The following is a 26,787-nucleotide window of genomic DNA, read 5'->3' on the forward strand; positions in this document are numbered from 1 at the left end:
TAATAGTAAATTCGTCAAATGAATACGAATAGAAAATAGAATCTTTACAGAGAGGTGAAAATCATGAGAGAAGGAATCCATCCTAATTATTATCAGGCAACTGTAACCTGCAACTGTGGAAACACATTTGTAACAGGATCTACAAAACAGGACATCCATGTAGAAATCTGCTCTAAATGTCATCCATTCTATACAGGTCAGCAGAAAGCTGCTCAGGCTCGCGGACGTATCGATAAGTTTAATAAGAAATACGGCCTGAACAAATAATCAGAATATAGTAAGAATTGAGAAGGCTGAGGTTGGGAAATCTCAGCCTTTCTTGTTTCTTTGGGAGAAAAGAATGAAATCATCGAATATCGGCGGTCAGGCTGTAATGGAAGGTATCATGATGCGGCATAAAGATAAATATTCCATTGCTGTCCGCAGACCGGACAATGAGATTGAATTAAAGGTAGAAGACTACAAATGCATATTTGGAAATGCGAAGTTTCTTAAATATCCACTGATCCGCGGTGTAGTAAGCTTTGTGGATTCTCTGGTGGTCGGTACCAAATGTCTGATGTACTCAGCAGAGATTGCAGGAGACGAGGAGGACGAAGAGGATAAACAGAAGAATGCTGCGCTTTCGGAAGAGGAACTGGCCGCGAAGAAGGCAAAAGAGGATAAGCAGTTTAAATGGCTGCTATATGTGACTGTCGCCATTTCAATCGTGGTGTCAGTTGCTGCTTTTATGCTGCTGCCATATGCTCTTGCAAGTCTGTGTAAAAAGGTCGGGGCTTCGGAATTTGTAGTTACGATAGTTGAGGCGTTTGTGAAGCTCGCGTTATTTATGGGATATATGCTTCTGATTTCCAGAATGAAGGATATCCAGAGAACATTCATGTATCATGGAGCTGAACATAAATGCATTAACTGTGTTGAGCATGGACTTCCGCTTACAGTGGAGAATGTTCTTGCAAGTTCCAGACAGCATAAAAGATGTGGGACCAGTTTTTTGTTTCTGGTTATGCTGATCAGTATTTTTCTGCATTTTGTTTTTGTATTAGTTCCGTTTTACTGGGCGAGACTGTTTGGAAGGCTTCTTATGGTGCCGATTGTAGCAGGTATATCTTTTGAGATTATCCAGTGGGCAGGAAGATCAGACAGTAAGCTGGCTGATTTCTTCAGTAAACCGGGGTTGGCAATGCAGAAACTTACAACTAAGGAACCAACAGCAGATATGGCAGAAGTTGCGATCAAAGCAGTAGAGGCAGTTTTTGACTGGAGAGCATATCTGAAAGAAGAATTCGGGGTTGAAGTGGAATCATGAACAGAGAGACTCTGACAGGATTATTAAAAAAGGGACAGATAATCCTTGCTAAGGCAGGGATCAGGGATGCCGGGCTGGATGCCTGGCTCCTTCTGGAATATATCACAGGAAAAAGCCGGGCGTATTATTTTGCACACGGAGAAGAATGTGTCACAGAGGAGAATGCTGAACGGTATCTGGAACTGATCAGCAGACGTGCCGGACACATACCGCTGCAGCATCTGACGCATCAGGCTTTTTTTATGGGCTATGAATTTTATGTAGATGAGAATGTGCTGGTACCCAGACAGGATACAGAAACACTGGTGGAACTGGGACTTGAATGTATGAAAACCCTGGAAAATCCTCATATTCTTGATATGTGTACAGGATCAGGATGTATTCTTATCAGTCTTATGAAAGAACTGCCCGGTGCATACGGAAAGGGTGTGGATTTATCAAAAGAGGCATTGAATGTGGCAATGCGGAATGCACGGACACTTGAAGTGGCAGAACGTGTGGAATTTGTACAGAGTAATCTGTTCGCGGAAGTGAGAAACACTGTGTATGGAACCGGGGATATGAAAGAAAATGGTGTAAAAGGTAAAACAAAAGATATTGAAAAAGTTACGGAACATCAAAATAATAATGGAAATTACACCGAAGCTTATGATATGATTGTATCAAATCCACCATATATTCCAACGGCTGAGATCGAAGAACTTATGGATGAAGTAAAATTACATGATCCGCGCATGGCACTGGATGGTATGGAAGACGGGCTTTATTTTTACAGGGCTATCACAGAAGAGGCACAGGATTACCTTGTTCCGGGCGGCTGGCTTTTGTATGAAATCGGATGCAGTCAGGGAAAAGATGTGGCAGCCCTTCTGCAGAAAGAAGGATTTGAAAATATTGAGATAAGACAGGATCTCGCCGGTCTGGACCGTGTGGTTCTTGGACGAAAGAAATTACAGGAGGATGAATATGTTTGATAAATTAGACGATCTGCTCATTCGTTTTGAAGAAGTGCTCAATGAGCTTGGAGAGCCGGGAGTTACCGATAATCAGGAACATTTCCAGAAACTGATGAAGGAACAAAGTGATCTGCAGCCGATCGTAGATACTTATCGGGAATATAAGAAGAATAAAGAGACAATACAGGACAGTCTTTCCATGCTTGAAGAAGAAAAAGATGAAGATATGCGTGAAATGTTGAAAGAGGAACTGTCTGAGGCAAAGAAGAATGTTGAGGAACTGGAGCATGAACTTAAGATACTCCTTCTTCCCAAGGATCCGAACGATAATAAAAACGTTATTGTGGAGATCCGTGCAGGTGCAGGTGGGGATGAAGCGGCTCTTTTTGCAGCAGAGATTTACCGTATGTATGTGAAATATGCAGAATCCCGCCGCTGGAAAACAGAGATGATGAGTCTCAATGAGAACGGAATCGGCGGATTTAAGGAAGTAACATTTATGATCACAGGTGCGGGGGCTTATTCCAGACTGAAATATGAAAGTGGTGTACATCGTGTACAGCGAGTTCCTGAAACAGAGTCCGGCGGACGTATCCATACCTCTACATGTACAGTTGCTATTATGCCGGAGGCAGAGGAAATTGATTTCCATCTGGATATGAATGACTGTAAATTCGATGTGTTCCGCGCATCCGGAAACGGTGGACAGTGTGTCAATACAACAGATTCTGCTGTACGACTGACCCATATTCCTACAGGAATTGTAATCTCCTGTCAGGATGAGAAGTCACAGCTTAAGAATAAAGATAAGGCGCTGAAGGTTCTTCGTTCCCGTCTGTACGAGATGGAACTTGCAAAGCAGCATGATGCTGAGGCAGAGGCAAGAAGAAGCCAGATCGGAACCGGTGACCGTTCAGAGAAGATCAGGACTTACAATTTCCCGCAGGGACGTGTGACAGACCATAGAATTAAACTGACACTGCACAGACTTGAGAATGTTTTGAATGGTGATCTGGATGAGATCATTGACAGTCTGATTGCCGCAGATCAGGCTGCGAAACTGAGCAATCTGCAGGAAGAGGAATAAATTGTTATAGATTTTTGATATAGAAACAGAAAATATTGAGAGTTATGTCAATAAACAATAATAGCGTAGGAGGAAAATATTTATGCAGAAAACAGCACTTGTAATTATGGCAGCAGGAATCGGAAGCCGTTTTGGAAAAGGAATCAAACAGCTTGCACCGGTGGGACCATGTGGAGAGATTATTATGGATTATTCCATCCATGATGCGCTGGAAGCAGGATTTAATAAAGTAGTGTTTATTATCCGAAAAGATCTGGAAGAAGAGTTCCGCAGAGTGATCGGAGAACGTATTGAGAAAATTACGGAAGTAGAGTATGTATTCCAGGAATTGGATGATCTGCCGGAAGGGTTTTCAAAACCGGCTGACCGCACAAAGCCATGGGGAACCGGTCAGGCTGTACTTGCAGCAAAGAAGGTTCTGGATGAGCCGTTTATTGTTATCAATGCGGATGATTATTACGGAAAAGAAGCTTATGTGAAGGTACATGATTATCTTGTACAGGAACAGCCAAAAGATGGAAAACTCCATATCTGTATGGCTGGTTTCAGACTTGGAAATACATTGAGCGATAACGGAAGTGTTACCAGAGGTATCTGTAATATTGAGAATGGGCAGCTTACAGGTGTGACAGAGACACATGATATATTTAAGACTGCTACAGGAGCTGAGTCAAGAAATGCAGACGGAAGTGTACAGGAACTGGATGTAAAGAATCTTGTTTCTATGAATATGTGGGGGCTGACACCGGACTTTATGGATATCCTTGAGAAAGGATTTACAGAATTTCTCAGTGAGCTTGCACCGGAGGATATTAAAAAGGAATATCTGCTTCCGGAATTGGTGGATCGTCTGATCAGAAATGGAAGTGCAGGAGTTGATGTTCTGGAAACAAAAGATACCTGGTTTGGAGTAACCTATCAGGAAGATAAAGAAACAGTTATGAATGCATTTAAAAATCTTACAGAAGCAGGGGTATATCCGGCCGGACTTTATAAATAGTAAGAGGATTAATGACAGTAACAGAGAGTGAGAATGTTTCAGGAAGCAAAGGAGAATTATTATGGGAAAATATTTTGGAACTGACGGATTTCGTGGGGAAGCTAACGTTAAACTGACAGTTGATCATGCATTTAAGGTAGGCCGTTATGTAGGCTGGTATTACGGAAGAAACCACAAGGCTAAGATTGTTATCGGAAAAGATACAAGAAGAAGCAGTTATATGTTTGAGTATGCACTTGTTGCAGGTCTGACTGCTTCAGGAGCAGATGCCTATCTTCTTCATGTAACTACAACTCCAAGCGTTTCCTATGCAGTACGTACCGAGGATTTTGACTGCGGTATTATGATTTCTGCAAGTCACAATCCATTTTATGATAATGGAATCAAACTTCTCAATGGCAATGGACAGAAGATTGAAGCGGAAGTAGAAACAAGGATTGAAGCATATCTGGATGGCCTGATCGAGGATCTGCCTTTTGCGACAAAAGAAGATATTGGACGGACTGTTGATTTTGCATCAGGAAGAAACCGTTACATTGGACATCTGATTTCTATTCCGAATTGTGATTTCAAAGGAATGAAGGTAGGTCTTGACTGTGCAAATGGAAGTTCTTCAGCAATTGCGAAGAGTGTATTCGATGCACTTCAGGCAAAGACTTATGTGATCAATAATAATCCGAATGGAACAAATATCAATACAAATTGCGGTTCTACCCACATCGAAGTTCTGCAGAAATATGTGGTGGACAACGGTCTGGATATCGGCTTTGCATATGATGGTGATGCTGACCGCTGTATTGCTGTTGACCATAAGGGAAATGTAGTTGACGGTGACAAGATCATGTATGTATGCGGAAAATATCTCAAAGAACAGGGAAGATTAAAAGATAATACAGTAGTAACAACTGTTATGTCTAATCTTGGTCTGTATAAATCTCTGGAGAGAGAGGGCATGCGATATGAGCAGACTGCAGTCGGAGATAAGTATGTTGCTGAAAACATGATGGAAAATGATTACGGTCTGGGTGGCGAGCAGTCCGGACATATTATTTTCAGCCGTTATGCGGCGACAGGTGATGGAATCCTTACATCTCTGATGATAATGGAAGCATGTGTAGAAAAGAAAACAACACTCTGTGATCTTGCAAAAGAGATGAAGGTATATCCACAGCTTCTGAGAAACGTCAGGGTAGCAGATAAGAAAACTGCAAGAGAAAATAAAAAGGTTAATGAAATTGTAGAAAAAGTTGCCAAAGAGCTGAGCAGCGACGGACGTATTCTGGTGCGTGAGAGTGGTACAGAGCCGCTGATCCGCATTATGGTAGAAGCAGGAACAGATGAAATCTGCCATGAGAAAGTAAACCGTGTAATAGAAGTGATGGAAGCAGAAGGACTGATCGTCGACTGATCAGCCGGCAAAGGAATTGCATGAAGAGTAAGAGAATGGGAGCACTTCTGGCAGTGTACTGTCTGAGTTTTATGACTCTGGCAGGATGCAGTGCAGAGAATTCGAGAAATTATAAACAGGCAGCACAGGATCTGAAGATTGGAAATTATGAAATTGCATTGGAAGAATATGAGACATCTGTCGCAGCAGGTGTAAAGCCGGCTCAGTCTTACAGAGGTGCCGGAGTGGCTCAGATGAAACTGGGAAATTACGAAGATGCTATAACGAATTTCAATAATGCACTGGCCTGCGATAAAGTAGGTCGGAAACTTAAAAAAGATATTTTGTCTTACAGAGCGGCTGCTTATCTGAAAATAAAAGCATATAACGAGGCAATGACGGATTGTCAGACATTGGCCGAATCTTATGATATGGATGCGGATCTGTATTTTCTGACAGGAAAGGTTGCGCTTGCGATGGACTCCTATGAGGAAGCAGGCTCTGATTTTGAACAGGCATATGGTGAGGATGCAACCTATGACAGGGCAATCCAGATCTATGGAGCATATCTGGAAAAGGATATGGAAGCAGATGGCACCCGTTATCTGGAAGCGGCACTCAGCGGAACTGCAAAGAATGCGCAGGATCATTATGACAGAGGCCGGGTTTATTATTACATGGAAGATTACGACAATGCGGCTGACGAACTGAAAAAAGCGATAGATAGCGATAATACAGAAGCACTGGCATTGCTGGGAATGGTATATATGGATCAGGGAGACAGTGAGAATGCCAGAACCATGTTCCAGAAATATGTATCTCAGGCAGATAATGGGGCAAAAGGCTTTAACGGACTTGCGCTGTGTGATATGGAAGCAGGGGATTATGACAGCGCACTCTCGAATATTACCAGTGGGATCCAGACAGCAGATGGTGAAGAGATGCAAAGCCTGTTGTTTAATGAAATTGCAGTTTATGAAAAGAAACTGGATTTTCAGACCGCATTGCAGAAAGCGCAGGAATATCTGGAGTTATATCCGGAAGATAAGACTGTAAAGAAAGAACTGGCATTTCTGAAGACACGTGTAAATGTAACAGATACTCAGGACTGATCAAGGAGAGACTATGGAGGAATTTGGAAAACCGGAAGAACGTGTTATTCTTGTTGGCGTTCAGACAGGAGAGAATGATAATGTGGAAGAGTCTCTGGATGAACTGGGAGAACTTGCCTCAACTGCAGGAGCTGTTACAGTGGGCAGGATAGTTCAGAATCGAGAGGCAATACATCCGGGAACTTATATTGGAAAAGGAAAGATAGAGGAAGTACGTGCACTGGTGTATGCCATGGATGCAACAGGTATTATCTGTGATGATGAACTTTCTCCTGCGCAGCTGAACAATCTGGAACGTGAACTGGACTGCAAGGTGATGGACAGAACATTGCTGATCCTGGACATTTTTGCGTCACGTGCCATAACCAGTGAGGGAAAGATACAGGTTGAACTTGCGCAGCTTCGCTACAGAGCGGCACGTCTGGTGGGACTCAGAGAATCTCTTTCACGTCTCGGCGGAGGAATCGGTACCAGAGGTCCTGGTGAAAAGAAACTGGAAACAGACCGCCGTCTTATCCGTACAAGGATTTCTGCTCTGAAGCAGGAATTGGTTCAGGTGGAGAAGCACCGGGAACTGCTTCGTTCGGGTCGTGCAAGAGGTAATATGAAGACCGCTGCCATTGTAGGGTATACAAATGCAGGAAAGTCTACCCTGTTGAATAAACTGACAGGTTCTGAGGTTTTGTCGGAGGATAAATTGTTTGCAACTCTGGATCCTACGACCAGACTCCTGAATCTGAAGGATGGGCAGCAGATATTACTGACAGATACAGTTGGTTTTATCCATAAACTGCCCCATCATCTGATCGAGGCGTTCAGGAGTACGCTTGAAGAGGCAAAATATGCGGATTATATTATCCATGTAGTAGACTCATCTAATCCACAGGCGGAAATGCAGATGCATGTGGTATATGAGACACTGAAAGAGCTGGGAGTGATGGGAAAGAAGATCATCACGCTTTTTAATAAGCAGGATGCACCGGGAGCATCAGTTTTAAGAGACTTTAAGTCTGATTACACACTGAAGGTTTCTGCTAGGACAGGTGAGGGACTGGAAAACCTGAATACTCTTCTGGAGAAACTTCTGGCAGAAGAGCAGATTTATGTGGAGCGTCTTTTTCCTTATCAGGAGGCTGGAAAAATTCAGCTGATACGTGAATACGGACAGCTTCTTTCGGAAGAATATACAGAGGACGGGATTCTTGTAAAGGCGAGGGTTCCCGGTGAAATTTATACCAGAGTTGTATAAGACTGAACAGACAGCAGTCAAAAATTTTTTTTTGATAAAAACACCATATATTGTACCTTTGCGACGGAATGGGACATTATATGGTGTTTCTGCGTGTTGACTAACAGAGGATACTCTGATACAATGAACCTAAAGCGTCTGCCGGGAAGAGCGTGGCAGACAAAATGTCTTCGGTATGTTTATGCCGGAGAAACATATGAACAACAGAAAATGGGGGCATTAGATATGTTTCAGGTAGTAAAACGTGACGGTGAACTGGATGAATTTAAGATTGGTAAAATTACAGCGGCCATCCACAAAGCCTTTGATGCAAAAGAGAAAAATTATAGCGAAGAGATGATCGATCTTTTAGGGCTGCGTGTTACTTCTGACTTTCAGAAAAAGATTACAGATAATAAGATAACTGTAGAGGAAATTCAGGACAGTGTTGAAAATGTACTGATCCAGGCAGGATATGCAGATGTGGCCAAAGCTTACATTCTCTACCGCAAACAGAGAGAAAAGGTCCGTAATATGAAGTCGACGATTCTGGATTATAAAGAAATCGTAAACAGCTATGTAAAGGTGGAAGACTGGCGTGTAAAAGAGAATTCCACAGTTACCTATTCTGTAGGCGGACTGATCTTAAGTAATTCCGGTGCGGTAACTGCAAACTACTGGCTGTCTGAGATTTATGACAATGAAATTGCAGATGCACACAGAAATGCAGATATCCATATCCATGATCTTTCCATGCTGACCGGATATTGTGCAGGATGGTCGCTGAAACAACTGATACAGGAGGGACTTGGCGGTATTGAGGGAAAGATTACTTCTTCGCCTGCGAAACATTTGAGCGTTCTCTGTAATCAAATGGTAAACTTCCTCGGAATTATGCAGAATGAATGGGCAGGAGCGCAGGCTTTTTCTTCCTTTGATACTTATCTGGCACCTTTTGTCAAGGCAGATCATTTGAGTTATCCGGAAGTGAAGAAGTGTATTGAATCCTTTATTTATGGGGTAAATACTCCGAGCAGATGGGGAACACAGGCACCATTTTCCAATATTACACTGGACTGGACGGTGCCGGACGATCTTGCAGAACTTCCTGCCATCGTAGGCGGAAAGAATATGGACTTCAAGTATAAAGACTGTAAGAAAGAAATGGATATGATCAATAAGGCGTTCATAGAGACCATGATCGAGGGAGATGCTAACGGACGCGGCTTCCAGTATCCGATTCCGACCTATTCCATTACAAAAGAATTTGACTGGTCTGATACAGAGAACAATCGTCTGCTTTTTGAAATGACTTCCAAATATGGAACACCGTATTTTTCCAACTATATTAACAGTGATATGAAGCCAAGTGATATCAGGAGCATGTGCTGCCGTCTGCGTCTGGATTTAAGAGAACTTCGTAAGAAGAGCGGGGGATTCTTTGGTTCAGGAGAGAGTACGGGTTCTGTAGGGGTAGTGACCATTAATATGCCGCGTATTGCATATCTTTCCAGGACCCCGGAGGAATTTTACAATCGTTTGGACCGTCTGATGGATATTTCCGCACGTTCTCTTCATATTAAGAGAGAAGTTATCGGCAAGCTTCTGGATGAAGGTCTGTACCCTTATACGAAGAGATATCTGGGAAGCTTTTCCAATCATTTTTCTACTATCGGTCTTGTGGGAATGAATGAAGTGGGGCTGAATGCACGCTGGTTAGGCAAAGATATGTCCGATGAACGCACTCAGAATTTTACCAAAGAGGTTCTTCTGCATATGAGAGAACGTCTCTCTGATTATCAGGAAAAATATGAGGGAGAGCTGTTTAATCTTGAAGCAACTCCGGCGGAATCTACTGCCTATCGTCTGGCAAAACATGACAGAAAACGTTGGCCTGATATTAAGACAGCAGGCAGGGAAGGAGATACTCCTTATTATACAAACAGTTCACACCTTCCGGTTGAATATACCACTGATATCTTCGATGCACTGGATATTCAGGATGATCTGCAGACGCTTTACACATCCGGTACGGTATTCCATGCATTTATCGGAGAGAAACTTCCGGACTGGAAGGCGGCAGCGGCACTGGTACGTAAGATTGCAGAGAATTATAAGCTGCCATATTATACGATTTCTCCAACATATTCTGTATGTAAGGAACATGGTTATATCAGCGGAGAGCATTTTACCTGTCCGAAATGTGGTAAGAAAGCAGAGGTTTACAGCCGTATCACAGGATATTACAGACCGGTCCAGAACTGGAATGATGGTAAGGCACAGGAATATAAGAATCGTACACTTTATGATGTGATGCATTCAGATATCAAAAAAATGCAGCCGGTTCATACCAGTGTTGTGACTGTGACAAAGGATGATGTGAAAATTCAGCCGGTAACGGAGCATAAGTATCTGTTTACTACAAGTACCTGTCCAAACTGCAGGATGGCAAAGAAGATGCTTGAAGGTGAAGAACTTGAGATTATTGATGCAGAAAAAAATCCGGAAATGGCGAAAGAGTTCGGGATCATGCAGGCACCTACTCTGGTGATCATGAATGGAAATCATGTGACAAAATATGTAAATGCGTCGAATATCCAGAAGTATGTGGATGAAGAATTATAAATTTTACTGTTAATGAAAAGTTTTCCGGAGGATAAGAGAAATGATTAAACAGAACATTGTATTTGTAGAAAATAAAGCAGGAAGTCTGAAAAGAGTGACCGGTATAATTGCAGATAACGGCATTAATATTTATGGATTTGCATGTTTTGATGCACCGGAGTTTGCAATTTTCCGTATGATCTGCGACAATCCTGACAAAGCGGAAATGGTTTTAAATCAGAGCGGATATATGAACCGTATTACTCAGGCAATCGTGGTTGATATGAAGGACCAGGTGGGAGGGCTGGATGAACTCCTGAAAGTAGCGGCAGACAGTAATGTAAGCCTTGACTATATTTATACTTCTTTCCACAGAAAAGATCTCAGACCTGTAGTGATCCTGCAGGCGGAGGATGGTGCAGTGACAGAATGTATTCTTAAAAATAATGGATTTAATGTATTTACTTCAGCCGAAGAACTGGAGAAATAATGAGAGGATCACAGGGCTTTGAGAAAGTCCTGTGATTTTTACGTGGTGTGTGAACGGTAATGAAAATACATCTTGACTAAACAACTAGGAATACTATATAATTAAAAGGAATAATAAACAGGTGAAACAGAACTTTGCATTCTGACAAGCCGGACTGATTGCAGTATTTTGCAAAATTACTGTAAATGGATGATTCAGTCCGGATCAGATGCTTAATAATATTTAGTCAGGAGGATTTGGAAAATGCAGATTTCTACAAAAGGAAGATATGCGTTAAGACTGATGCTTGATCTTGCAGTGCATAATACAGGAGAATTGGTCAAGATTAAAGATATTTCCGCAAGAGAAACTATTTCAGAAAAATATCTGGAGCAGATTATCTCATCGTTAAAAAAAGCAGGTTATGTCAAGAGTTTAAGAGGTGCCCAGGGAGGATATATGCTGGCAAGAGAACCGCAGACATATACGGTGGGCAGTATCCTCAGACTGACAGAAGGCAGTATGAAGCCGGTGGCCTGTCTTGAAGATGAGCCAAACCAGTGCAGCAGGGCAGGGGAATGTGTAACACTCCATCTGTGGAAAATGCTGGATGAAGCCATTGAAGGAGTTCTGGATAAAGTAACACTTCAGGACCTTAAGGACTGGTATGAAGAGATGGGAAATGATTATGTAATCTGATCCGGTTAAAATTTTGTTTGTACGTTTTATATTTTTTGCTTGACAATAAAGCGTATTTAACATATGATGTATATAACATATAATTCATATCTACTTAGTATGAAATAAGGAGGGCGAACTCATGGGTAAAATCTATAAGAATGCTGCAGAACTGGTTGGAAATACTCCTCTTCTTGAGGTTGGAAATATTGAGAAAGAGCTTGGGCTGGAGGCCAGGATACTTGTAAAGCTTGAGTATTTTAATCCTGCAGGTAGTGCCAAGGATCGTATTGCATTGAATATGATCGAGGATGCAGAGGCAAAAGGCCAGTTGAAGCCGGGTGCAGTGATCATTGAGCCTACATCAGGAAATACTGGAATCGGTCTTGCATCTCTTGCTGCGATCAAAGGATATAAAGTAATCCTTACAATGCCGGAGACAATGAGCGTTGAGAGAAGGAATATTCTTAAAGCATACGGTGCAGAGATTGTGCTTACAGACGGAAGCAAAGGTATGAACGGAGCTATTGCCAAGGCTAATGAACTGGCAGCAGAATATGAGAACAGCTTTATTCCCGGACAGTTTGAGAATCCTGCAAACCCGGAAATCCACAGAAAAACTACAGGACCGGAAATCTGGAAAGACGCAGACGGACAGGTAGACATTTTTGTGGCCGGCGTTGGTACAGGCGGAACTATTACTGGTGTGGGCGAGTATCTGAAATCCCAGAATCCGGATGTGAAAGTAGTGGCAGTAGAGCCGGCAACTTCTCCTGTGCTTTCTCAGGGAAAAAGCGGCCCGCATAAGATTCAGGGCATTGGTGCAGGATTTATTCCGAAAGCATTAAATACAGATGTTTATGACGAAGTTTTTCCGGTTGAAAACGAAGATGCGTTCACAACAGGTAAACTGATCGCAAAACATGAGGGAATCCTTGTTGGTATTTCTTCCGGTGCAGCTCTCTATGCAGCAATTCAACTGGCTAAGAGACCGGAGAATAAAGGAAAGACAATTGTAGCCCTCCTTCCGGATTCCGGTGACCGTTACTATTCAACTCCATTATTTGTGTAACTGGGGAGAATGTCAGAAGAATCCCTGTGATTCGATTATAAAATAAAAAAAGCCCTTTTAAGGGCTTTTTTTATTTTATATAAGTGTGTTAGAATAGACATGCCGTAAAAGAAATTTTACGTTTGACAATATCAGTGATTATGTACGAAAACAGTGAAATGTTGAAGAATAGTATTCCGGACAGCCGGATGCAGAACAGGATGGAATAAAAAAATGAGAAAAGCAATTATCGCAATGAGCGGAGGAGTGGACAGCTCTGTAGCTGCTCTGCTTACAAAGGAAACTGGTGATGAGTGTATTGGTGCTACCATGAAATTGTTTCATAATGAGGATATAGGAGTTAAGAGGGAGAAAACCTGCTGTTCCCTGGACGATGTGGAGGATGCCAGAAACGTCTGCTACAGAATGGGAATCAGATATTATGTGTTCAACTTTTCCGAGAGATTTAAGGAAGACGTTATGGATCGTTTTGTAGATGCCTATGAACATGGTACCACACCAAATCCCTGTATTGACTGTAATCGATATCTGAAGTTTGACAAGATGTTTCAGAGGATGCGTGAATTGGAATATGATTACATTGTGACCGGTCATTATGCACGTGTGGAATATGATGAGGAAAAAGGTCGTTATCTGTTGAAAAAGGCAGTAGATGACACAAAGGATCAGAGCTATGTACTCTATATGCTGACACAGGAACAGCTTGCGCATATTTCTCTGCCTCTTGGCGGTCTGCGCAAAACAGAAGTGCGTGAGATAGCAGAAAAGCATGGCTTTGTCAATGCCAGAAAGCATGACAGCCAGGATATCTGTTTTGTACCGGATGGAGATTATGCGAAGTTCATCGAACAGTATACGGGACGCAGATCAAAACCGGGAGATTTTGTAGATACAGAAGGAAATATCCTTGGTACGCATAAGGGTATCATTCATTATACACTTGGACAGAGAAGAGGTCTTGGGATCCCGGCTGCATCCAGACTGTATGTATGTGATATTTCCCCGAAGACCAATCGGGTGGTACTGGGAAGTAATGAGGATCTTTTTCATTCAGAACTGACAGCTGAAAAAGTGAATCTGATTTCCTGCGAATCCCTGAAAGAGCCGATGAGACTGAAAGCAAAGATACGTTACCGTCATCCGGAGCAGGATGCTGTGGCGTGGCAGACAGAGGATGGGGTTTTGCATGTGCGTTTCGATAAACCACAGAGAGCTATCACCAGAGGACAGGCAGTTGTGCTGTATGATGAAGATGTTGTTGTGGGCGGCGGCGTGATCGAGAATTGCATTAAATAAAACATATAGTTATTATTTATTAAAGGTTATAGATTTTTTCCTATTGACGTACTAGGAATTAAATGGTAATATACAGACATGCTAAATCATATCAAACAGATATGAAATATGTAGAAACAGAGACGGCTTAGGGATAAGAGTACTCGAGAGCCGGAACTGAATTTTTCAGATCATTATAAATCACAGAAAGATGAGGATATACGCCATGGGAAAAAAAATCGAAAGAAAAGACAGACATTTCAAATTTGAAACATTACAGCTTCATGTAGGACAGGAAAGTCCGGATCCGGTTACAGATGCAAGAGCAGTGCCGATTTACCAGACATCTTCTTATGTGTTCAGAAATTGTGACCACGCAGCAGCTCGTTTCGGGCTTGCAGATGCAGGTAATATTTACGGACGTCTTACAAATCCGACTGAAGATGTATTTGAGAAAAGAATCGCAGCACTTGAAGGGGGTTCTGCAGCACTTGCAGTAGCATCCGGTGCAGCAGCAATCACATACACAATTGAAAATCTTGCACAGCAGGGTGATCATATCGTTGCAGCCAAAAACATCTACGGCGGAACAACAAACCTGCTTGAGCATACACTTCCGGCTTATGGAATTACAACAACATTTGTTGATGTATTCAACCTTGAAGAAGTAGAGAACGCAATTCAGGATAACACAAAAGCTGTTTACATTGAAACACTTGGAAACCCGAACTCTGATGTGGTTGACATTGAAGCTATTGCAAAGATCGCTCATGCACATAAAATCCCGCTTGTTGTAGATAACACATTTGCAACACCTTACCTTGTAAGACCAATCGAATATGGTGCTGATATCGTTGTTCACTCTGCAACCAAGTTTATTGGTGGACATGGAACAACAATCGGTGGTGTTATTGTTGAGAGTGGTAAATTTGACTGGGAGGCATCCGGTAAATTTGCATCCCTGACAGAGCCAAACCCAAGCTATCATGGTGTAAGCTTTACAAAAGCATGCGGACCTGCAGCATTTGTTACAAAGATTCGTGCAATCCTTCTTCGTGATACAGGTGCAACAATCTCTCCTGTAAGTTCATTTATTTTCCTTCAGGGACTTGAAACACTGTCACTTCGTGTTGAACGCCATGTAGAGAATGCGCTGAAAGTTGTTCAGTACTTAAATAACCATCCACAGGTAGAGAAAGTTCATCATCCTTCTGTATCTGCAGATCCGGAACAGCAGGAACTTTACAGAAAATACTTCCCGAACGGCGGCGGCTCCATCTTTACTTTTGAAATTAAAGGTGATGCACAGAAAGCAAAAGATTTTATTGATAATCTGGAACTGTTCTCATTGCTCGCAAATGTAGCTGATGTGAAATCCCTTGTTATCCATCCCGCTACAACAACACACAGCCAGTGCACAGAAGAAGAACTTCTTGATCAGGGTATCAAACCAAATACAATCCGTCTTTCCATTGGTACAGAGAACATTGATGATATCATTCAGGATCTTGACGAAGCATTTAAAGCAGTTGCTGAATAATTATCGTATAACCTCCTTTATTTTATTATTGCATAAATAAAACGTAAATAAGAAGACCATTTTCCAGAAATCCCCCCATACGTTTGGAAGATGGTCTTTTTTTATGTCTTTACCGGAAAGAGTTGGACTTGACAAATTGGAAAAATACTATATAATACTGAAATGCAAATAAGTTGCAAATGTAAACAGATTGCAAATACAAACAAAGTGCAAATACAGTATTGTAAAAGGCTCTGCTGAAAAAACAGAGAAGCTGTTGTACAATTAGTAAACACAAGGAGAAATATATGTCAGAGATTATATTAGATTCAGTAACAGACAGCATAAAGCTGATTCCTTTTCTTTTTCTTACCTATTTATTTATGGAATGGCTGGAGCATAAGACCGGTTCTGCAGCGCGAAAAAGAATCCGCAAAGCAGGTAAATTTGGACCTGTATGGGGCGGACTTCTGGGAGTGATTCCGCAGTGTGGATTTTCGGCAGCAGCATCCAGCCTTTTTTCAGGGCGGGTGATCACAGTGGGAACTCTGATTGCAGTATATCTGTCTACTTCAGATGAAATGTTTCCAATTATGATCTCTAATGCAGTGCCTGCAATTACAATTGTGAAAATCCTGGCCTGCAAAGCGGCGATCGGAATGTTTTCAGGTCTGGTGCTGGAATATGTTTATACACATATGCTGAAGAAACAGGAACCGGATATGGATATTCATGATATTTGTGAAGAAGAACGCTGTCATTGTGAACATGGGATCATTTCTTCGGCGGCATCTCATACATTAAAAGTTTTTGTGTACATTTTCTTGATTTCTCTCGCGTTAAATATTATTATTGGATTGGTTGGGGAAGAAGCACTGGCAGGACTTTTTACAGGAACCCCGGTTGTGGGTGAACTGATCGCTGCTGTGGTTGGACTGATTCCAAACTGTGCTTCTTCTGTAGTGATCACCCAGTTATATCTGGATCACATTATCGGAGCAGGAGCAATGATGTCAGGGCTTCTGGTAAATGCGGGAGTAGGGCTTCTGGTTCTGTTCCGGCTGAACAGAGACAGGAAGCAGAATCTGAAGATTGTGGGAACTCTTTATACACTTGGCGTATTCTGGGGAATCATTATTGAACTTGCAGGAATTGTTTTCTGATTATATAATTGATGTGAAAGTGTAATAATATGCAGTCTGTCTGCCGGAAACGGCAGGCAGGCTGATTTTCGGTTATATCGCCGTCTGGTGATATGTTCATTTAAGGAGGAAATGTAAAGAATATGGCGGGAAGCAATTATGCGACAGCAAGCCGCAGAAAAATACTTGAATATCTGAAGAAAAGTAATGACCATACTGTAACAGCAGCAGATGTGGACGAATATCTGAAGTCCCACGACAGTGAGGTAAATATCACAACTATTTACCGCTATCTGGATAAGCTTGCAAAGGATGGGACTGTAATTAAATATGTGGCCGAGAAGGGATGCCAGGCTGCCTATCAGTATGTAGAACCGGGGCGTGGATGTGAGCAGCATCTGCATTTAAAATGTGTAAAATGTGGAAAGATCATCCATCTGGAATGCCATTTTATGGAAGAGATTTCTCATCATATAGAAGAAAGCCATGGCTTTACTTTGCAGTGTAAAAATTCTATACTATATGGAGTATGCAAAGAATGCAAGTGTGAAGCAAATAAAGAAACACAGAATACTGATTAAAAAGTTACTGTTCATTCCGTCACAGTAATATAAAAAATCAGTGAACACAGGAGGAAGGAAACATGAGAAGTGAGAGCTTCAGGAAAGGGTTAAAAGATGGCGTTCCCATAGGATTGGGATATTTTGCCGTATCGTTTACATTTGGCATGATGGCAGTTGCTGATGGACTGAGTATCTGGCAGGCTGTACTGATTTCGCTGACAAATGTAACATCAGCGGGACAGTTTGCAGGACTTGAAATTATGGTAATGAGCGGTTCTTACTGGGAGATGGCACTGACACAGCTGATCATTAATCTGAGATACTGTCTGATGTCATTTTCCCTTGCGCAGAAATTCAGAAGAGATGAATCACCGGTTCATCGTTATATTGCGGCATTTGGCGTGACAGATGAGATTTTCGGAATCAGTGCCAGCCAACCGGGAAAGATAAGCACATTCTATAATTATGGTGCCATGTGTGTGGCAATTCCAGGGTGGGTACTTGGAACTCTGGCAGGAGCGATTTCCGGAAATCTGCTTCCGAATTTTATGATGAGTGCCCTCAGTGTGGCTATTTATGGCATGTTTCTTGCAATCATTATTCCTCCGGCAAAGAAAAACAGGGCAGTGCTGTGGGTTGTTGCTGCAGCGATGGTGATCAGTACATTGTTTAAGGTAGTTCCGCTGCTGTCAGAGGTTTCTTCCGGTTTTGTGATCATTATCACTACACTGATCGTGGCAGGGGCAGCAGCATATTTCTGTCCGATAGAGGATGAGAAAGAAGAGGAGAGTGTTCATGAGTCATAACATTTATATTTACATTCTGGTGATGGCGGCAGTTACATATCTGATCCGTATGCTTCCGTTGGCTCTTTCCAGAAAAGAGATCACAAGTCCCTTTATCAGGTCATTTCTGTACTATGTTCCTTATGCATGTCTGGCAGCAATGACATTTCCGGCGATTCTTTTTGCTACAGACAGTGTGATCTCGGCTGCTGTGGGATTTATCGTGGCGCTGATTGCGGCATATAAGGAGAAAAGTCTTCTCACAGTTGCGTTATTCGCATGTGCGGCGGTCTTTATTGTGGAAAGAATACTGGGATTTGCAGTATAAAAGTTGATAATTAACGTTGAAAAAACGGATACATAACCATAACTGAATGGTTTGTATCCGTTTTTTATTATACGCTGCAGATGATAGATTTTTATTTCAGAAAACTTACATCAATTTCACCGTCAAACACTGTAGCAGCCGGACCTGTCATGTAAACCAGATTCTCCTGTCTGTTCCAGAAAATCTGCAGGTCACCGCCAAGAAGCTTTACAGTGACGGGACTGTCACCGTCTACATGTCCGTTAAGGACAGAAGCGACTGCTACCGCACATGCACCGGTACCGCAGGCAAGAGTCTCTCCTGAACCGCGTTCCCATACACGCATTTTTACAGTATGTTTATCGATCACTTTTACAAATTCGGTATTTACACGATCCGGAAATGCAACATGGTTCTCGAAATCCGGGCCGATCTTTTCAATATCCAGATGGTCAATGTCGTCCATATAAACAATAGCATGGGGATTTCCCATGGAAACAGTGGTTATGTAATAGGTTTTTCCGTTTACATCCAGAGGTTCATTGATGACTTCCTCCTTCTCAGATACTACAGGAATCTGTCTGGCGGTCAGAATCGGAGAACCCATATTTACCTTAACCTGGGATACCTTTCCGTTTTTTACAGTAAGATCCAGATATTTGATACCACTTTTGGTAGCAACAGAAATATGTTTTTTGTTTACGATGCCGTAGTCATAGGCATATTTGGCAACACAGCGGATGCCGTTTCCACACATGGCACCCTGGGAACCGTCCAGATTATACATATCCATCTCGCAGTCTGCGATTTTGGATGGCTTGATCAGGATCAGTCCGTCGGAACCGATACCAAAGTGCCGGTCGCTGACATATCTGGCTACTGCGGAAGGATTCTCCACAGTTTCCTCAAAACAGTTTACATATACGTAATCATTTCCAATACCATGCATTTTTGTAAATTTCATCAGCAAAGCCTCCTTATTTAATTAAATATTTATACACCTCTTATTTCATAATATCTTATCTGAAAAATGTTATGAAAAAGTGAAAACTACAAATTTTTTTACCAGAAAAAAACATTTTGCCTTTCCCGGAACAGTTATGTATTATACATTATATGGAAAATGTATCTGTTATTTAAGTTTTACCTTGCATTTTATAAAAAGTATGTTAAAATTAAAAACAAAAAAATATACAGCCGAAACGAATAATTATACGTTGCTGTCTGAAGAAAGTAAAAAAACGACAGTCGTAAATATGCTTTCGGATGCGAGGAGGAAGAAAGATGAAAGATCAGAAGAGATTTGCAGCTCTTGCACTCAGTGCAGTAATGGTATTTTCCATGGCAGGAAGCGTATCCGCAGCTCAGAAAGTTGAATCCAAAGATGACCTTGCAGGAGCAACAATCGGTGTTCAGCTTGGTACAACAGGTGACCTTGATGCATCTGATTATGAGAAAGATGGTTCTACAGTAGAACGTTACAGCAAGGGAAGTGAAGCTGTTCAGGCATTAAAGGCAGGACAGATCGACTGTGTGATCATCGATTCACAGCCGGCTCAGAAATTTGTTGAGAATAATGACGATCTTAAGATCCTGGATGAGCCATTCGAGGAAGAAGAATATGCAATCTGCTTAAAGAAAGGCAATGATGAACTTCTTGACAAGATTAACGGAGCTCTTAAGGAACTGAAAGAGGATGGAACTATCGACAGTATCATGGATAATTACATTGGTGAGGATGCCGGTAAGACTCCGTATGAATCCCCGGAAGACGTTGACCGTTCCAACGGAACTCTGGTAATGGCTACTAACGCTGAATTCGAACCATATGAATACCATGAAGGTGATGATATCGTTGGTATCGATGCGGATATTGCTCAGGCAATCTGTGATAAGCTTGGATATGAACTGAAGATTGAAGATATGGAATTTGACTCCATCCTTCCGGCAGTACAGTCCGGCAAAGCAGACTTCGGTGCAGCAGGTATGACTGTAACAGAAGACCGTAAATCAAGCGTTGACTTTACAGATACCTATGCAGATGCAAGCCAGGTAATTATTGTAAAGAAATAAGTATCAAAATAACAAATAACAGAGCTGTTGACAATCTGCCAACAGCTCTCTTTTCGGAACAGAGGTTTTTATGAATAATCCTATGATATTAGCGAGTGTAAAAGAAGATTTTTATCTGAACTTTATTAAAGATGACCGCTATCTCTGGCTTCTGGATGGTCTGAAAACAACCCTCATTATCACAGTATTTGCGGTAATTGTAGGTCTGATCATCGGTTTCCTTGTGGCAATCATCCGTTCTGCGCACGATAAGTCAGGCTCCTTTAAGATCCTCAATGCGATCTGCAGAGTTTATCTGACTGTAATCCGTGGAACACCAACCATGATCCAGCTGCTGATCATGAACTTTGTAATTTTTGGTGCTGTAAGCATTAATAAGATCATTGTAGGCGGACTTGCCTTTGGTATCAACTCAGGTGCCTATGTAGCTGAGATTGTCCGTTCCGGTATCATGTCCATTGATCAGGGACAGACAGAGGCAGGACGAAGTCTTGGCCTGAATTTCAGCCAGACCATGCGCCTGATCATTATCCCGCAGGCATTTAAGAATGTACTTCCTGCACTGGTAAATGAATTTATCGTGCTGATCAAAGAGACATCCATCATTGGTTATATCGGTATGATGGACCTGACAAAGGGAGCTATGCTGATCCAGAGCCGTACATACAATGCGTTCTGGCCTCTGATGGCAGCAGCAGCAATTTATCTTGTGATCGTTGGAATCCTTACATGGGGGATGAATAAACTGGAAAGGAGATTAAGAACCAGTGAGCGATAAGAATGTACTGATTCAGGTAAAGGATCTGAAGAAAGCTTTTGGCACAAATCAGGTTCTTGATGGAATTACAACAGATATCTGTCAGGGAGAAGTAGTAGCCGTCATTGGCCCTTCCGGTTCCGGTAAATCTACTTTCCTGAGATCTCTGAATCTTCTGGAGGTTCCGACAGGCGGACAGATCCTCTTTGAAGGAACTGACATTACAGATCCGAAGGTTGACATTAACAGACATCGTCAGAAGATTGGAATGGTATTCCAGCAGTTTAATCTTTTTCCGCATAAAACAGTAAAACAGAATATTATGCTGGCACCTGTAGAACTGAAGCTGATGACAAAGGATGAAGCTTCAAAGAAAGCAGACGAGCTTCTGGCACGTGTAGGGCTTCCTGACAAAGCCAATGCATATCCGGATATGCTTTCGGGCGGGCAGAAACAGCGTATTGCCATTGCACGTTCTCTTGCCATGAATCCGGATGTGATGCTTTTTGATGAGCCAACTTCCGCACTTGATCCTGAGATGGTAGGTGAGGTTTTGGAGCTGATGAAGGAGCTTGCACAGTCAGGTATGACTATGGTTGTAGTTACCCATGAGATGGGATTTGCAAGAGAAGTGGCAACCAGAGTTCTTTTTATTGATGACGGTAAGATACAGGAAGAGAATACTCCGGAAGAATTTTTCGCAAATCCGAAGAATCCGAGACTGAAAGACTTTCTTTCAAAGGTTTTATAAGAGACTGAAAAAATTTAACAATTTTATAGAAAAATTATAAAAAGAGCTGCCGCATTAGCAATTGAAAAATTGCAGTGCGGCAGCTCTTTTTTATGAATCTGAAGCCTTTATATATTTCTTCAGTTCTTTGTAGCAGTATTTGATGATCTCTTTACGGGTGATAATGCCGATAAAGTATCCCTGATCATCTACAACCGGAACATAATTCTGGTTGATTGCCTTGTCCAGCAGATCCTCCATGTCAGAATCTGCGTGAACTGCCTTATATGTTGCTCTTCGCGGGATTGCCATAATGGAAATGCTCTCTGCTTCTTTCAGTCCGGGAACATTTAAGGTTTTCATTCCCCAGAGAAGATCGCCCTCGGAAATACTTCCTTTATACTTCCCATCCAGACTCAGAAGCGGAATACAGGAAAATTTTCTGTGTTCCATTTTCTCAAGAGTCTGACGAAGAGTCTCATTTTCAAATATATATGCTACATCACTTTTAGGTGTTAAAAAAAATAAAATATTCACTTTTGTATTCGCCCCGTTACATTTATCTGATAAGGCACTCAGATATACATTGTGTATTTACACATCTGTGTGTCTGTGATTTCTGGGTATTTCAGGTTTACGGCTTTTTTACAGAAGCTGTACTCCTTTTGCTGCTGCTTCTTTCATTACTTCTTCCGGCCACAGGGAAGCATGTACTTCACCGATATGTGCTTTTCTGAGGAAGAACATACAGATACGTGACTGGCCGATACCGCCGCCGATAGTGTATGGAAGTTCCTTGTTCAGGATTGCTTTCTGGAAAGGAAGCTCACGTCTGTCGTCACAGCCTGCGATGGTAAGCTGTCTGTCAAGCGCATCCTCGTCAACGCGGATACCCATGGAAGAAAGCTCCAGAGCAATGTCGAGAACAGGATAATAAACAAGGATATCACCGTTTAATTCCCAGTCATCATAGTCCGGTGCACGTCCGTCATGACGTTCTCCGTTGGTTAAGGTTTTGCCGACCTGCATGAGGAATACGGCACCTTTTTCCTTGACAATCTTGTATTCACGTTCCTTTGGAGTGAGATCAGGATACATGTCGACCAGTTCCTGGGTGCTGACAAATGCAATCTCTCTCGGAAGGATTTCTTCGATGTAATCGTACTGAACAGCCATGTATTTTTCGGTTTTGCGGAGAACGCTGTAGATAGCACGTACTGTGGAAACAAGTGTGTCCATGTTGCGTTCTTCCTTGCTGATGATCTTTTCCCAGTCCCACTGATCTACGTATACGGAATGGATATTGTCCAGATCCTCGTCTCTTCTGATCGCGATCATGTCTGTGTAAAGTCCCTCACCATGAGCAAAGCCATATTTCTGTAATGCATATCTCTTCCATTTGGCGAGAGAGTGTACAATCTCAGCATTCTCCGGCTGGCCTTTGATATCAAAGCTTACCGGACGTTCTACGCCGTTTAAGTTATCGTTCAGACCGGATGACGGGTTTACGAAAACAGGAGCAGAAACACGAAGCAGGTTCAGTTTCTGTGATAGTGTCTGCTGAAAGAAATCTTTCACAGTTTTAATGGCAATCTGGGTATCATGGAGATTTAAAGCTGACTGATACCCGTCAGGAATTTTAATCTGTTCCATTATTGGATTCCTCCTACAATTTTGAAATCCTTTCAAATGTATTTTTAAGAGGATTTCTATAGTCTTTTACTCAGCTATTATAACAGGAAAGTAGGCGTTTGACAATTTCAGCTTTGCAAGATCAGGGTAAAATGTTAAAATAATTTTATGAGAATCAATGAAAGTAAATAAATTTATAGCAATTTATGGAATTGCTATAGCTGACAGGAGGGAAGATATATGGGAAAAAAATGTCAGGTTTGTGGCGGCTCGGTTGTAAACGGCAGATGCAAATATTGTGGAATGCCGTATAGAAATGATATGGAACTGTATCACCTGAACGAAGACAGGTCAGAGCATTACCGGCATTCTTCGGCGAAAGTGAGAAAAGCAATGGCAGAGAGCGAGATTCCTCTGCCGGACAGAAACAAAACAACAAAAAAGCCGGAAAAAAAAGCGGCAGTGAGAACAACACAGAGAACAACACAGAAACCGAAGAAAAAAGAAGCCAGGGCATCAAAAAATTTCTGGAGACTTATATTGGTTCTGATTGCAGCAGCAGGACTGCTTGCGGAACAGTGGGATATAATTGAATACAGGATTGAGGAATTTATTTATGATACGTTTGATATCAGCTTAGATTTTGACAGCCTTTTTGGTGACAGCAATGCTGATGAAACTGTAAAATTTGACAAATCGGAGCATAAAGAAAAAGTGGAATTGCATACAGGAGATGAGGTATCGGCAGTAGCTTCGGATGGTCAAGAAAATTTTTTGATAATGTATCAAATTCAGCAATATGACGAATAATTTTTTGCCCCTTTCTTTTTGACAGAGACTGTGCTATACTTGTTAAACGTACCACATATAGAGCAAATTGTGGTGAATAAAAGAAAAAAATACTATATATTGTATATGGGAGCAAGAGGCATGATATATGTTATAAAGAAAGATGGTACAAGAGAAGAATTTAATTCAAAGAAGATTGTAGCTGCAGTAAATAAATCGGCAGCCAGAATCTTATATACATTTTCGGATAAAGAGAAGGAATTTATCTGCCGGTTTGCGGAAGAGCATGCGGAGGCACTGGGAAAGAATGAGATAGAGATCCAGGAGATGCACAACATCGTAGAGGGAGCACTTGAGAGAGTGAACCCGGCAGTGGCTAAGAGCTACCGCGATTACAGAAATTACAAACTTGACTTTATCCATATGATGGATGATGTATATACCAAGAGTCAGGCAATCCGTTATATTGGTGATAAGAGTAATGCCAATACGGACAGTGCGCTTGTAGCTACAAAGCGAAGTCTGATTTTTAATGAACTGAACAAAGAACTTTATCGCAAATTTTTTATGAACCGTAATGAACTTCAGGCATGTAAAGACGGTTATATTTATATTCATGACCAGTCTGCACGTCTGGATACCATGAACTGTTGTCTCTTTGATGTGGCATCTGTACTCAGCGGCGGATTTGAGATGGGAAATGTATGGTATAATGAACCTAAGACACTGGATACTGCATTTGATGTTATGGGTGATATTATCCTGAGTACTGCGGCGCAGCAGTATGGCGGATTTACAGTACCGGAAGTAGATAAGATCCTTGCACCTTATGCACAGAAGAGTTATGACAAATATATCCAGGAATTTATGAAATACTCTGACGAGAGCTGGACAGGACGTGAAGAACGTGCGATTGAGTATGCGCTTGACAAAGTCCGCAGAGATTTTGACCAGGGATGGCAGGGGATTGAGTATAAGCTGAATACAGTCGGATCTTCCAGAGGGGATTATCCATTCGTAACTGTAACTCTTGGGCTTGGAATAAAGCAGTTCGAGAAGATGGCAAGCATTTCTCTTCTTGAAGTGCATAAAGGCGGACAGGGTAAGGCAGGACGCAAGAAACCGGTACTTTTCCCGAAAATCGTATTCCTTTATGATGAAAATATCCATGGAAAAGGCAAGGTCAGTGAGGATGTATTTGAGGCTGGGGTTGACTGTTCTGCAAAGACTATGTATCCGGACTGGCTGTCTATGTCAGGAAAAGGATATATTTCCAGTATGTACAAGCAGTATGGAAAGGTGATCAGCCCTATGGGATGTCGTGCATTCTTAAGCCCATGGTATGAGAGAGGCGGCATGTATCCCGCAGATGATAAGGATGTTCCCGTATTTGTGGGAAGATTTAACATCGGTGCGGTAAGCCTTCATCTTCCAATGATCCTTGCCAAAGCCAGAGCAGAGAGCAGGGATTTCTACGAAGTGCTGGATTTCTATCTTGAGATGATCCGTAATCTGCATATCCGTACCTATGATTATCTGGGACAGATGCGTGCGTCAACCAACCCGCTGGCATATTGTGAGGGAGGATTTTACGGTGGACATCTGAAACCGAATGAAAAGATTGGAAAGATTCTGAAACCGATGACAGCATCCTTCGGAATCACTGCATTAAATGAACTTCAGGAACTTTACAATGGCAAATCCATTGCGGAAGATGGACAGTTTGCACTGGATGTGCTGAAATATATCAACAGGAAAGTAAATGAATTTAAAGAGGAAGATGGTTATCTTTATGCAATCTACGGAACACCGGCAGAGAGTTTGTGTGGATTGCAGGTGGAACAGTTCCGTAAGATGTATGGTATTGTGAAAGGTGTTTCTGACCGTCCTTATGTAAGCAACAGTTTCCATTGTCATGTGACTGAAGATGTAACTCCGATTGAAAAACAGGATCTGGAGGGACGTTTCTGGGAGCTGTGTAACGGCGGTAAGATTCAGTATGTGCGTTATCCGATCGATTATAATCGTGAAGCAATACGCACTCTTATCCGCAGAGCCATGTCTTTGGGATATTATGAGGGAGTAAATCTTTCCCTTGCTTACTGTGATGACTGCGGACATGAGGAACTTGAGATGGACGTGTGTCCGGTCTGCGGTTCCAAGAATCTGACAAAGATTGACCGTATGAACGGATATCTTTCCTACAGCCGTGTGCATGGTGATACTCGTCTGAATGAAGCGAAGATGGCAGAGATTGCGGAACGTAAATCTATGTAATATCAGGTCAGGGGTAAACTTTTGAACCTGACATCA

Annotated in this window: 26 protein-coding genes; 23 read left to right on the plus strand and 3 right to left on the minus strand. The window is 42.0% G+C overall.

Going from position 1 to position 26,787, the window contains the following annotated elements; genetic code table 11:
• Window positions 1-63 precede the first annotated feature (63 nt).
• The 18 genes from rpmE (at window position 64) to G4417_RS01175 (ending at window position 18,514) form a co-directional block, all read left to right on the plus strand.
• Window positions 64-267 carry a 50S ribosomal protein L31 gene (rpmE, locus tag G4417_RS01090; protein ID WP_020993628.1) on the plus strand — a complete coding sequence of 68 codons (204 nt, stop codon included), beginning with the start codon at window positions 64-66 and terminating at the stop codon, window positions 265-267.
• A 73-nt stretch (window positions 268-340) separates the two neighbouring features.
• Window positions 341-1,309 (plus strand): DUF1385 domain-containing protein, encoded by a 969-nt coding sequence (locus G4417_RS01095; RefSeq protein ID WP_173682316.1) that lies wholly within the window; start codon window positions 341-343, stop codon window positions 1,307-1,309.
• Window positions 1,306-2,283, plus strand: a complete 978-nt coding sequence (gene prmC, locus G4417_RS01100; protein WP_173682317.1) for a peptide chain release factor N(5)-glutamine methyltransferase — start codon at window positions 1,306-1,308, stop codon at window positions 2,281-2,283. The genes G4417_RS01095 and prmC overlap by 4 nt, the downstream gene beginning before the upstream one ends.
• On the plus strand, window positions 2,276-3,352 hold the full coding sequence (prfA, locus tag G4417_RS01105; protein ID WP_173682318.1) for a peptide chain release factor 1: 1,077 nt from the start codon (window positions 2,276-2,278) through the stop codon (window positions 3,350-3,352). The genes prmC and prfA overlap by 8 nt, the downstream gene beginning before the upstream one ends.
• 82 nt (window positions 3,353-3,434) lie before the next feature.
• Entirely contained in the window at window positions 3,435-4,352 is a 918-nt protein-coding gene (locus G4417_RS01110) for a nucleotidyltransferase family protein (RefSeq protein WP_173682319.1), read from the plus strand.
• A gap of 61 nt (window positions 4,353-4,413) precedes the next feature.
• Entirely contained in the window at window positions 4,414-5,760 is a 1,347-nt protein-coding gene (gene glmM / locus G4417_RS01115) for a phosphoglucosamine mutase (RefSeq protein WP_173682320.1), read from the plus strand.
• A gap of 20 nt (window positions 5,761-5,780) precedes the next feature.
• Window positions 5,781-6,851: a tetratricopeptide repeat protein gene (locus G4417_RS01120; RefSeq protein WP_173682321.1), complete on the plus strand. Its 1,071-nt coding sequence runs from the start codon at window positions 5,781-5,783 to the stop codon at window positions 6,849-6,851.
• 13 nt (window positions 6,852-6,864) lie between these two features.
• Window positions 6,865-8,100, plus strand: coding sequence for a GTPase HflX (gene hflX, locus G4417_RS01125; RefSeq protein WP_173682322.1), 1,236 nt, complete (start codon window positions 6,865-6,867; stop codon window positions 8,098-8,100).
• Window positions 8,101-8,325: 225 nt separating this feature from the next.
• Entirely contained in the window at window positions 8,326-10,704 is a 2,379-nt protein-coding gene (locus tag G4417_RS01130) for a ribonucleoside triphosphate reductase (protein ID WP_173682391.1), read from the plus strand.
• A 40-nt stretch (window positions 10,705-10,744) separates the two neighbouring features.
• A complete protein-coding gene (locus G4417_RS01135; RefSeq protein ID WP_173682323.1) occupies window positions 10,745-11,173 on the plus strand; it encodes an amino acid-binding protein in 429 nt (142 codons plus the stop codon).
• A gap of 243 nt (window positions 11,174-11,416) precedes the next feature.
• On the plus strand, window positions 11,417-11,851 hold the full coding sequence (locus G4417_RS01140) for an RrF2 family transcriptional regulator (protein ID WP_173682324.1): 435 nt from the start codon (window positions 11,417-11,419) through the stop codon (window positions 11,849-11,851).
• A gap of 121 nt (window positions 11,852-11,972) precedes the next feature.
• A complete protein-coding gene (cysK, locus tag G4417_RS01145) occupies window positions 11,973-12,902 on the plus strand; it encodes a cysteine synthase A (RefSeq protein WP_173682325.1) in 930 nt (309 codons plus the stop codon).
• Between the two features lie 213 nt (window positions 12,903-13,115).
• Window positions 13,116-14,198, plus strand: a complete 1,083-nt coding sequence (gene mnmA / locus G4417_RS01150) for a tRNA 2-thiouridine(34) synthase MnmA (RefSeq protein ID WP_173682326.1) — start codon at window positions 13,116-13,118, stop codon at window positions 14,196-14,198.
• 205 nt (window positions 14,199-14,403) lie between these two features.
• Window positions 14,404-15,717, plus strand: a complete 1,314-nt coding sequence (locus G4417_RS01155; RefSeq protein WP_173682327.1) for an O-acetylhomoserine aminocarboxypropyltransferase/cysteine synthase family protein — start codon at window positions 14,404-14,406, stop codon at window positions 15,715-15,717.
• Window positions 15,718-16,004: 287 nt separating this feature from the next.
• Window positions 16,005-16,859 (plus strand): putative manganese transporter, encoded by an 855-nt coding sequence (locus G4417_RS01160; RefSeq protein ID WP_173682328.1) that lies wholly within the window; start codon window positions 16,005-16,007, stop codon window positions 16,857-16,859.
• Between the two features lie 122 nt (window positions 16,860-16,981).
• Window positions 16,982-17,419 carry a Fur family transcriptional regulator gene (locus G4417_RS01165; protein WP_173682329.1) on the plus strand — a complete coding sequence of 146 codons (438 nt, stop codon included), beginning with the start codon at window positions 16,982-16,984 and terminating at the stop codon, window positions 17,417-17,419.
• A gap of 62 nt (window positions 17,420-17,481) precedes the next feature.
• Window positions 17,482-18,207, plus strand: a complete 726-nt coding sequence (locus G4417_RS01170; RefSeq protein ID WP_173682330.1) for an AzlC family ABC transporter permease — start codon at window positions 17,482-17,484, stop codon at window positions 18,205-18,207.
• The gene (locus tag G4417_RS01175) at window positions 18,197-18,514 is read left to right on the plus strand and encodes an AzlD domain-containing protein (RefSeq protein ID WP_173682331.1); all 318 of its coding nucleotides are present in this window, start codon (window positions 18,197-18,199) and stop codon (window positions 18,512-18,514) included. Before G4417_RS01170 ends, G4417_RS01175 begins: the two co-directional genes overlap by 11 nt.
• 91 nt (window positions 18,515-18,605) lie before the next feature.
• Here the strand turns inward: G4417_RS01175 and dapF are convergent, their stop codons facing one another.
• The gene (gene dapF, locus G4417_RS01180) at window positions 18,606-19,457 is read right to left on the minus strand and encodes a diaminopimelate epimerase (RefSeq protein WP_173682332.1); all 852 of its coding nucleotides are present in this window, start codon (window positions 19,455-19,457) and stop codon (window positions 18,606-18,608) included.
• A gap of 320 nt (window positions 19,458-19,777) precedes the next feature.
• Here dapF and G4417_RS01185 point away from each other — a divergent pair, with 320 nt between their 5' ends.
• From G4417_RS01185 to G4417_RS01195, 3 genes are all read left to right on the plus strand, one after another.
• Complete coding sequence (locus G4417_RS01185; protein ID WP_055059322.1) at window positions 19,778-20,566, plus strand: transporter substrate-binding domain-containing protein; 789 nt, start codon at window positions 19,778-19,780, stop codon at window positions 20,564-20,566.
• Window positions 20,567-20,636: 70 nt separating this feature from the next.
• Window positions 20,637-21,344, plus strand: a complete 708-nt coding sequence (locus G4417_RS01190; protein WP_020993623.1) for an amino acid ABC transporter permease — start codon at window positions 20,637-20,639, stop codon at window positions 21,342-21,344.
• Window positions 21,334-22,074: an amino acid ABC transporter ATP-binding protein gene (locus G4417_RS01195; protein ID WP_330598069.1), complete on the plus strand. Its 741-nt coding sequence runs from the start codon at window positions 21,334-21,336 to the stop codon at window positions 22,072-22,074. The genes G4417_RS01190 and G4417_RS01195 overlap by 11 nt, the downstream gene beginning before the upstream one ends.
• Window positions 22,075-22,164: 90 nt before the next feature.
• Here the strand turns inward: G4417_RS01195 and G4417_RS01200 are convergent, their stop codons facing one another.
• Both G4417_RS01200 and asnA read right to left on the minus strand, forming a co-directional pair.
• Window positions 22,165-22,590 (minus strand): CBS domain-containing protein, encoded by a 426-nt coding sequence (locus G4417_RS01200; protein WP_022380489.1) that lies wholly within the window; start codon window positions 22,588-22,590, stop codon window positions 22,165-22,167.
• Window positions 22,591-22,698: 108 nt separating this feature from the next.
• Window positions 22,699-23,706, minus strand: a complete 1,008-nt coding sequence (asnA, locus tag G4417_RS01205) for an aspartate--ammonia ligase (RefSeq protein ID WP_173680821.1) — start codon at window positions 23,704-23,706, stop codon at window positions 22,699-22,701.
• A 219-nt stretch (window positions 23,707-23,925) separates the two neighbouring features.
• Between asnA and G4417_RS01210 the strand changes: the two genes are divergently transcribed.
• Together G4417_RS01210 and nrdD are read left to right on the plus strand one after the other, a co-directional pair.
• Entirely contained in the window at window positions 23,926-24,495 is a 570-nt protein-coding gene (locus tag G4417_RS01210) for a hypothetical protein (RefSeq protein WP_173682333.1), read from the plus strand.
• Window positions 24,496-24,615: 120 nt separating this feature from the next.
• Window positions 24,616-26,751, plus strand: a complete 2,136-nt coding sequence (gene nrdD, locus G4417_RS01215) for an anaerobic ribonucleoside-triphosphate reductase (protein WP_173682334.1) — start codon at window positions 24,616-24,618, stop codon at window positions 26,749-26,751.
• Window positions 26,752-26,787 lie beyond the last annotated feature (36 nt).

The sequence above is a fragment of the Blautia wexlerae genome (genome assembly GCF_013300825.1).
Classification (GTDB): Bacteria; Bacillota; Clostridia; order Lachnospirales; family Lachnospiraceae; genus Blautia_A; species Blautia_A wexlerae_B.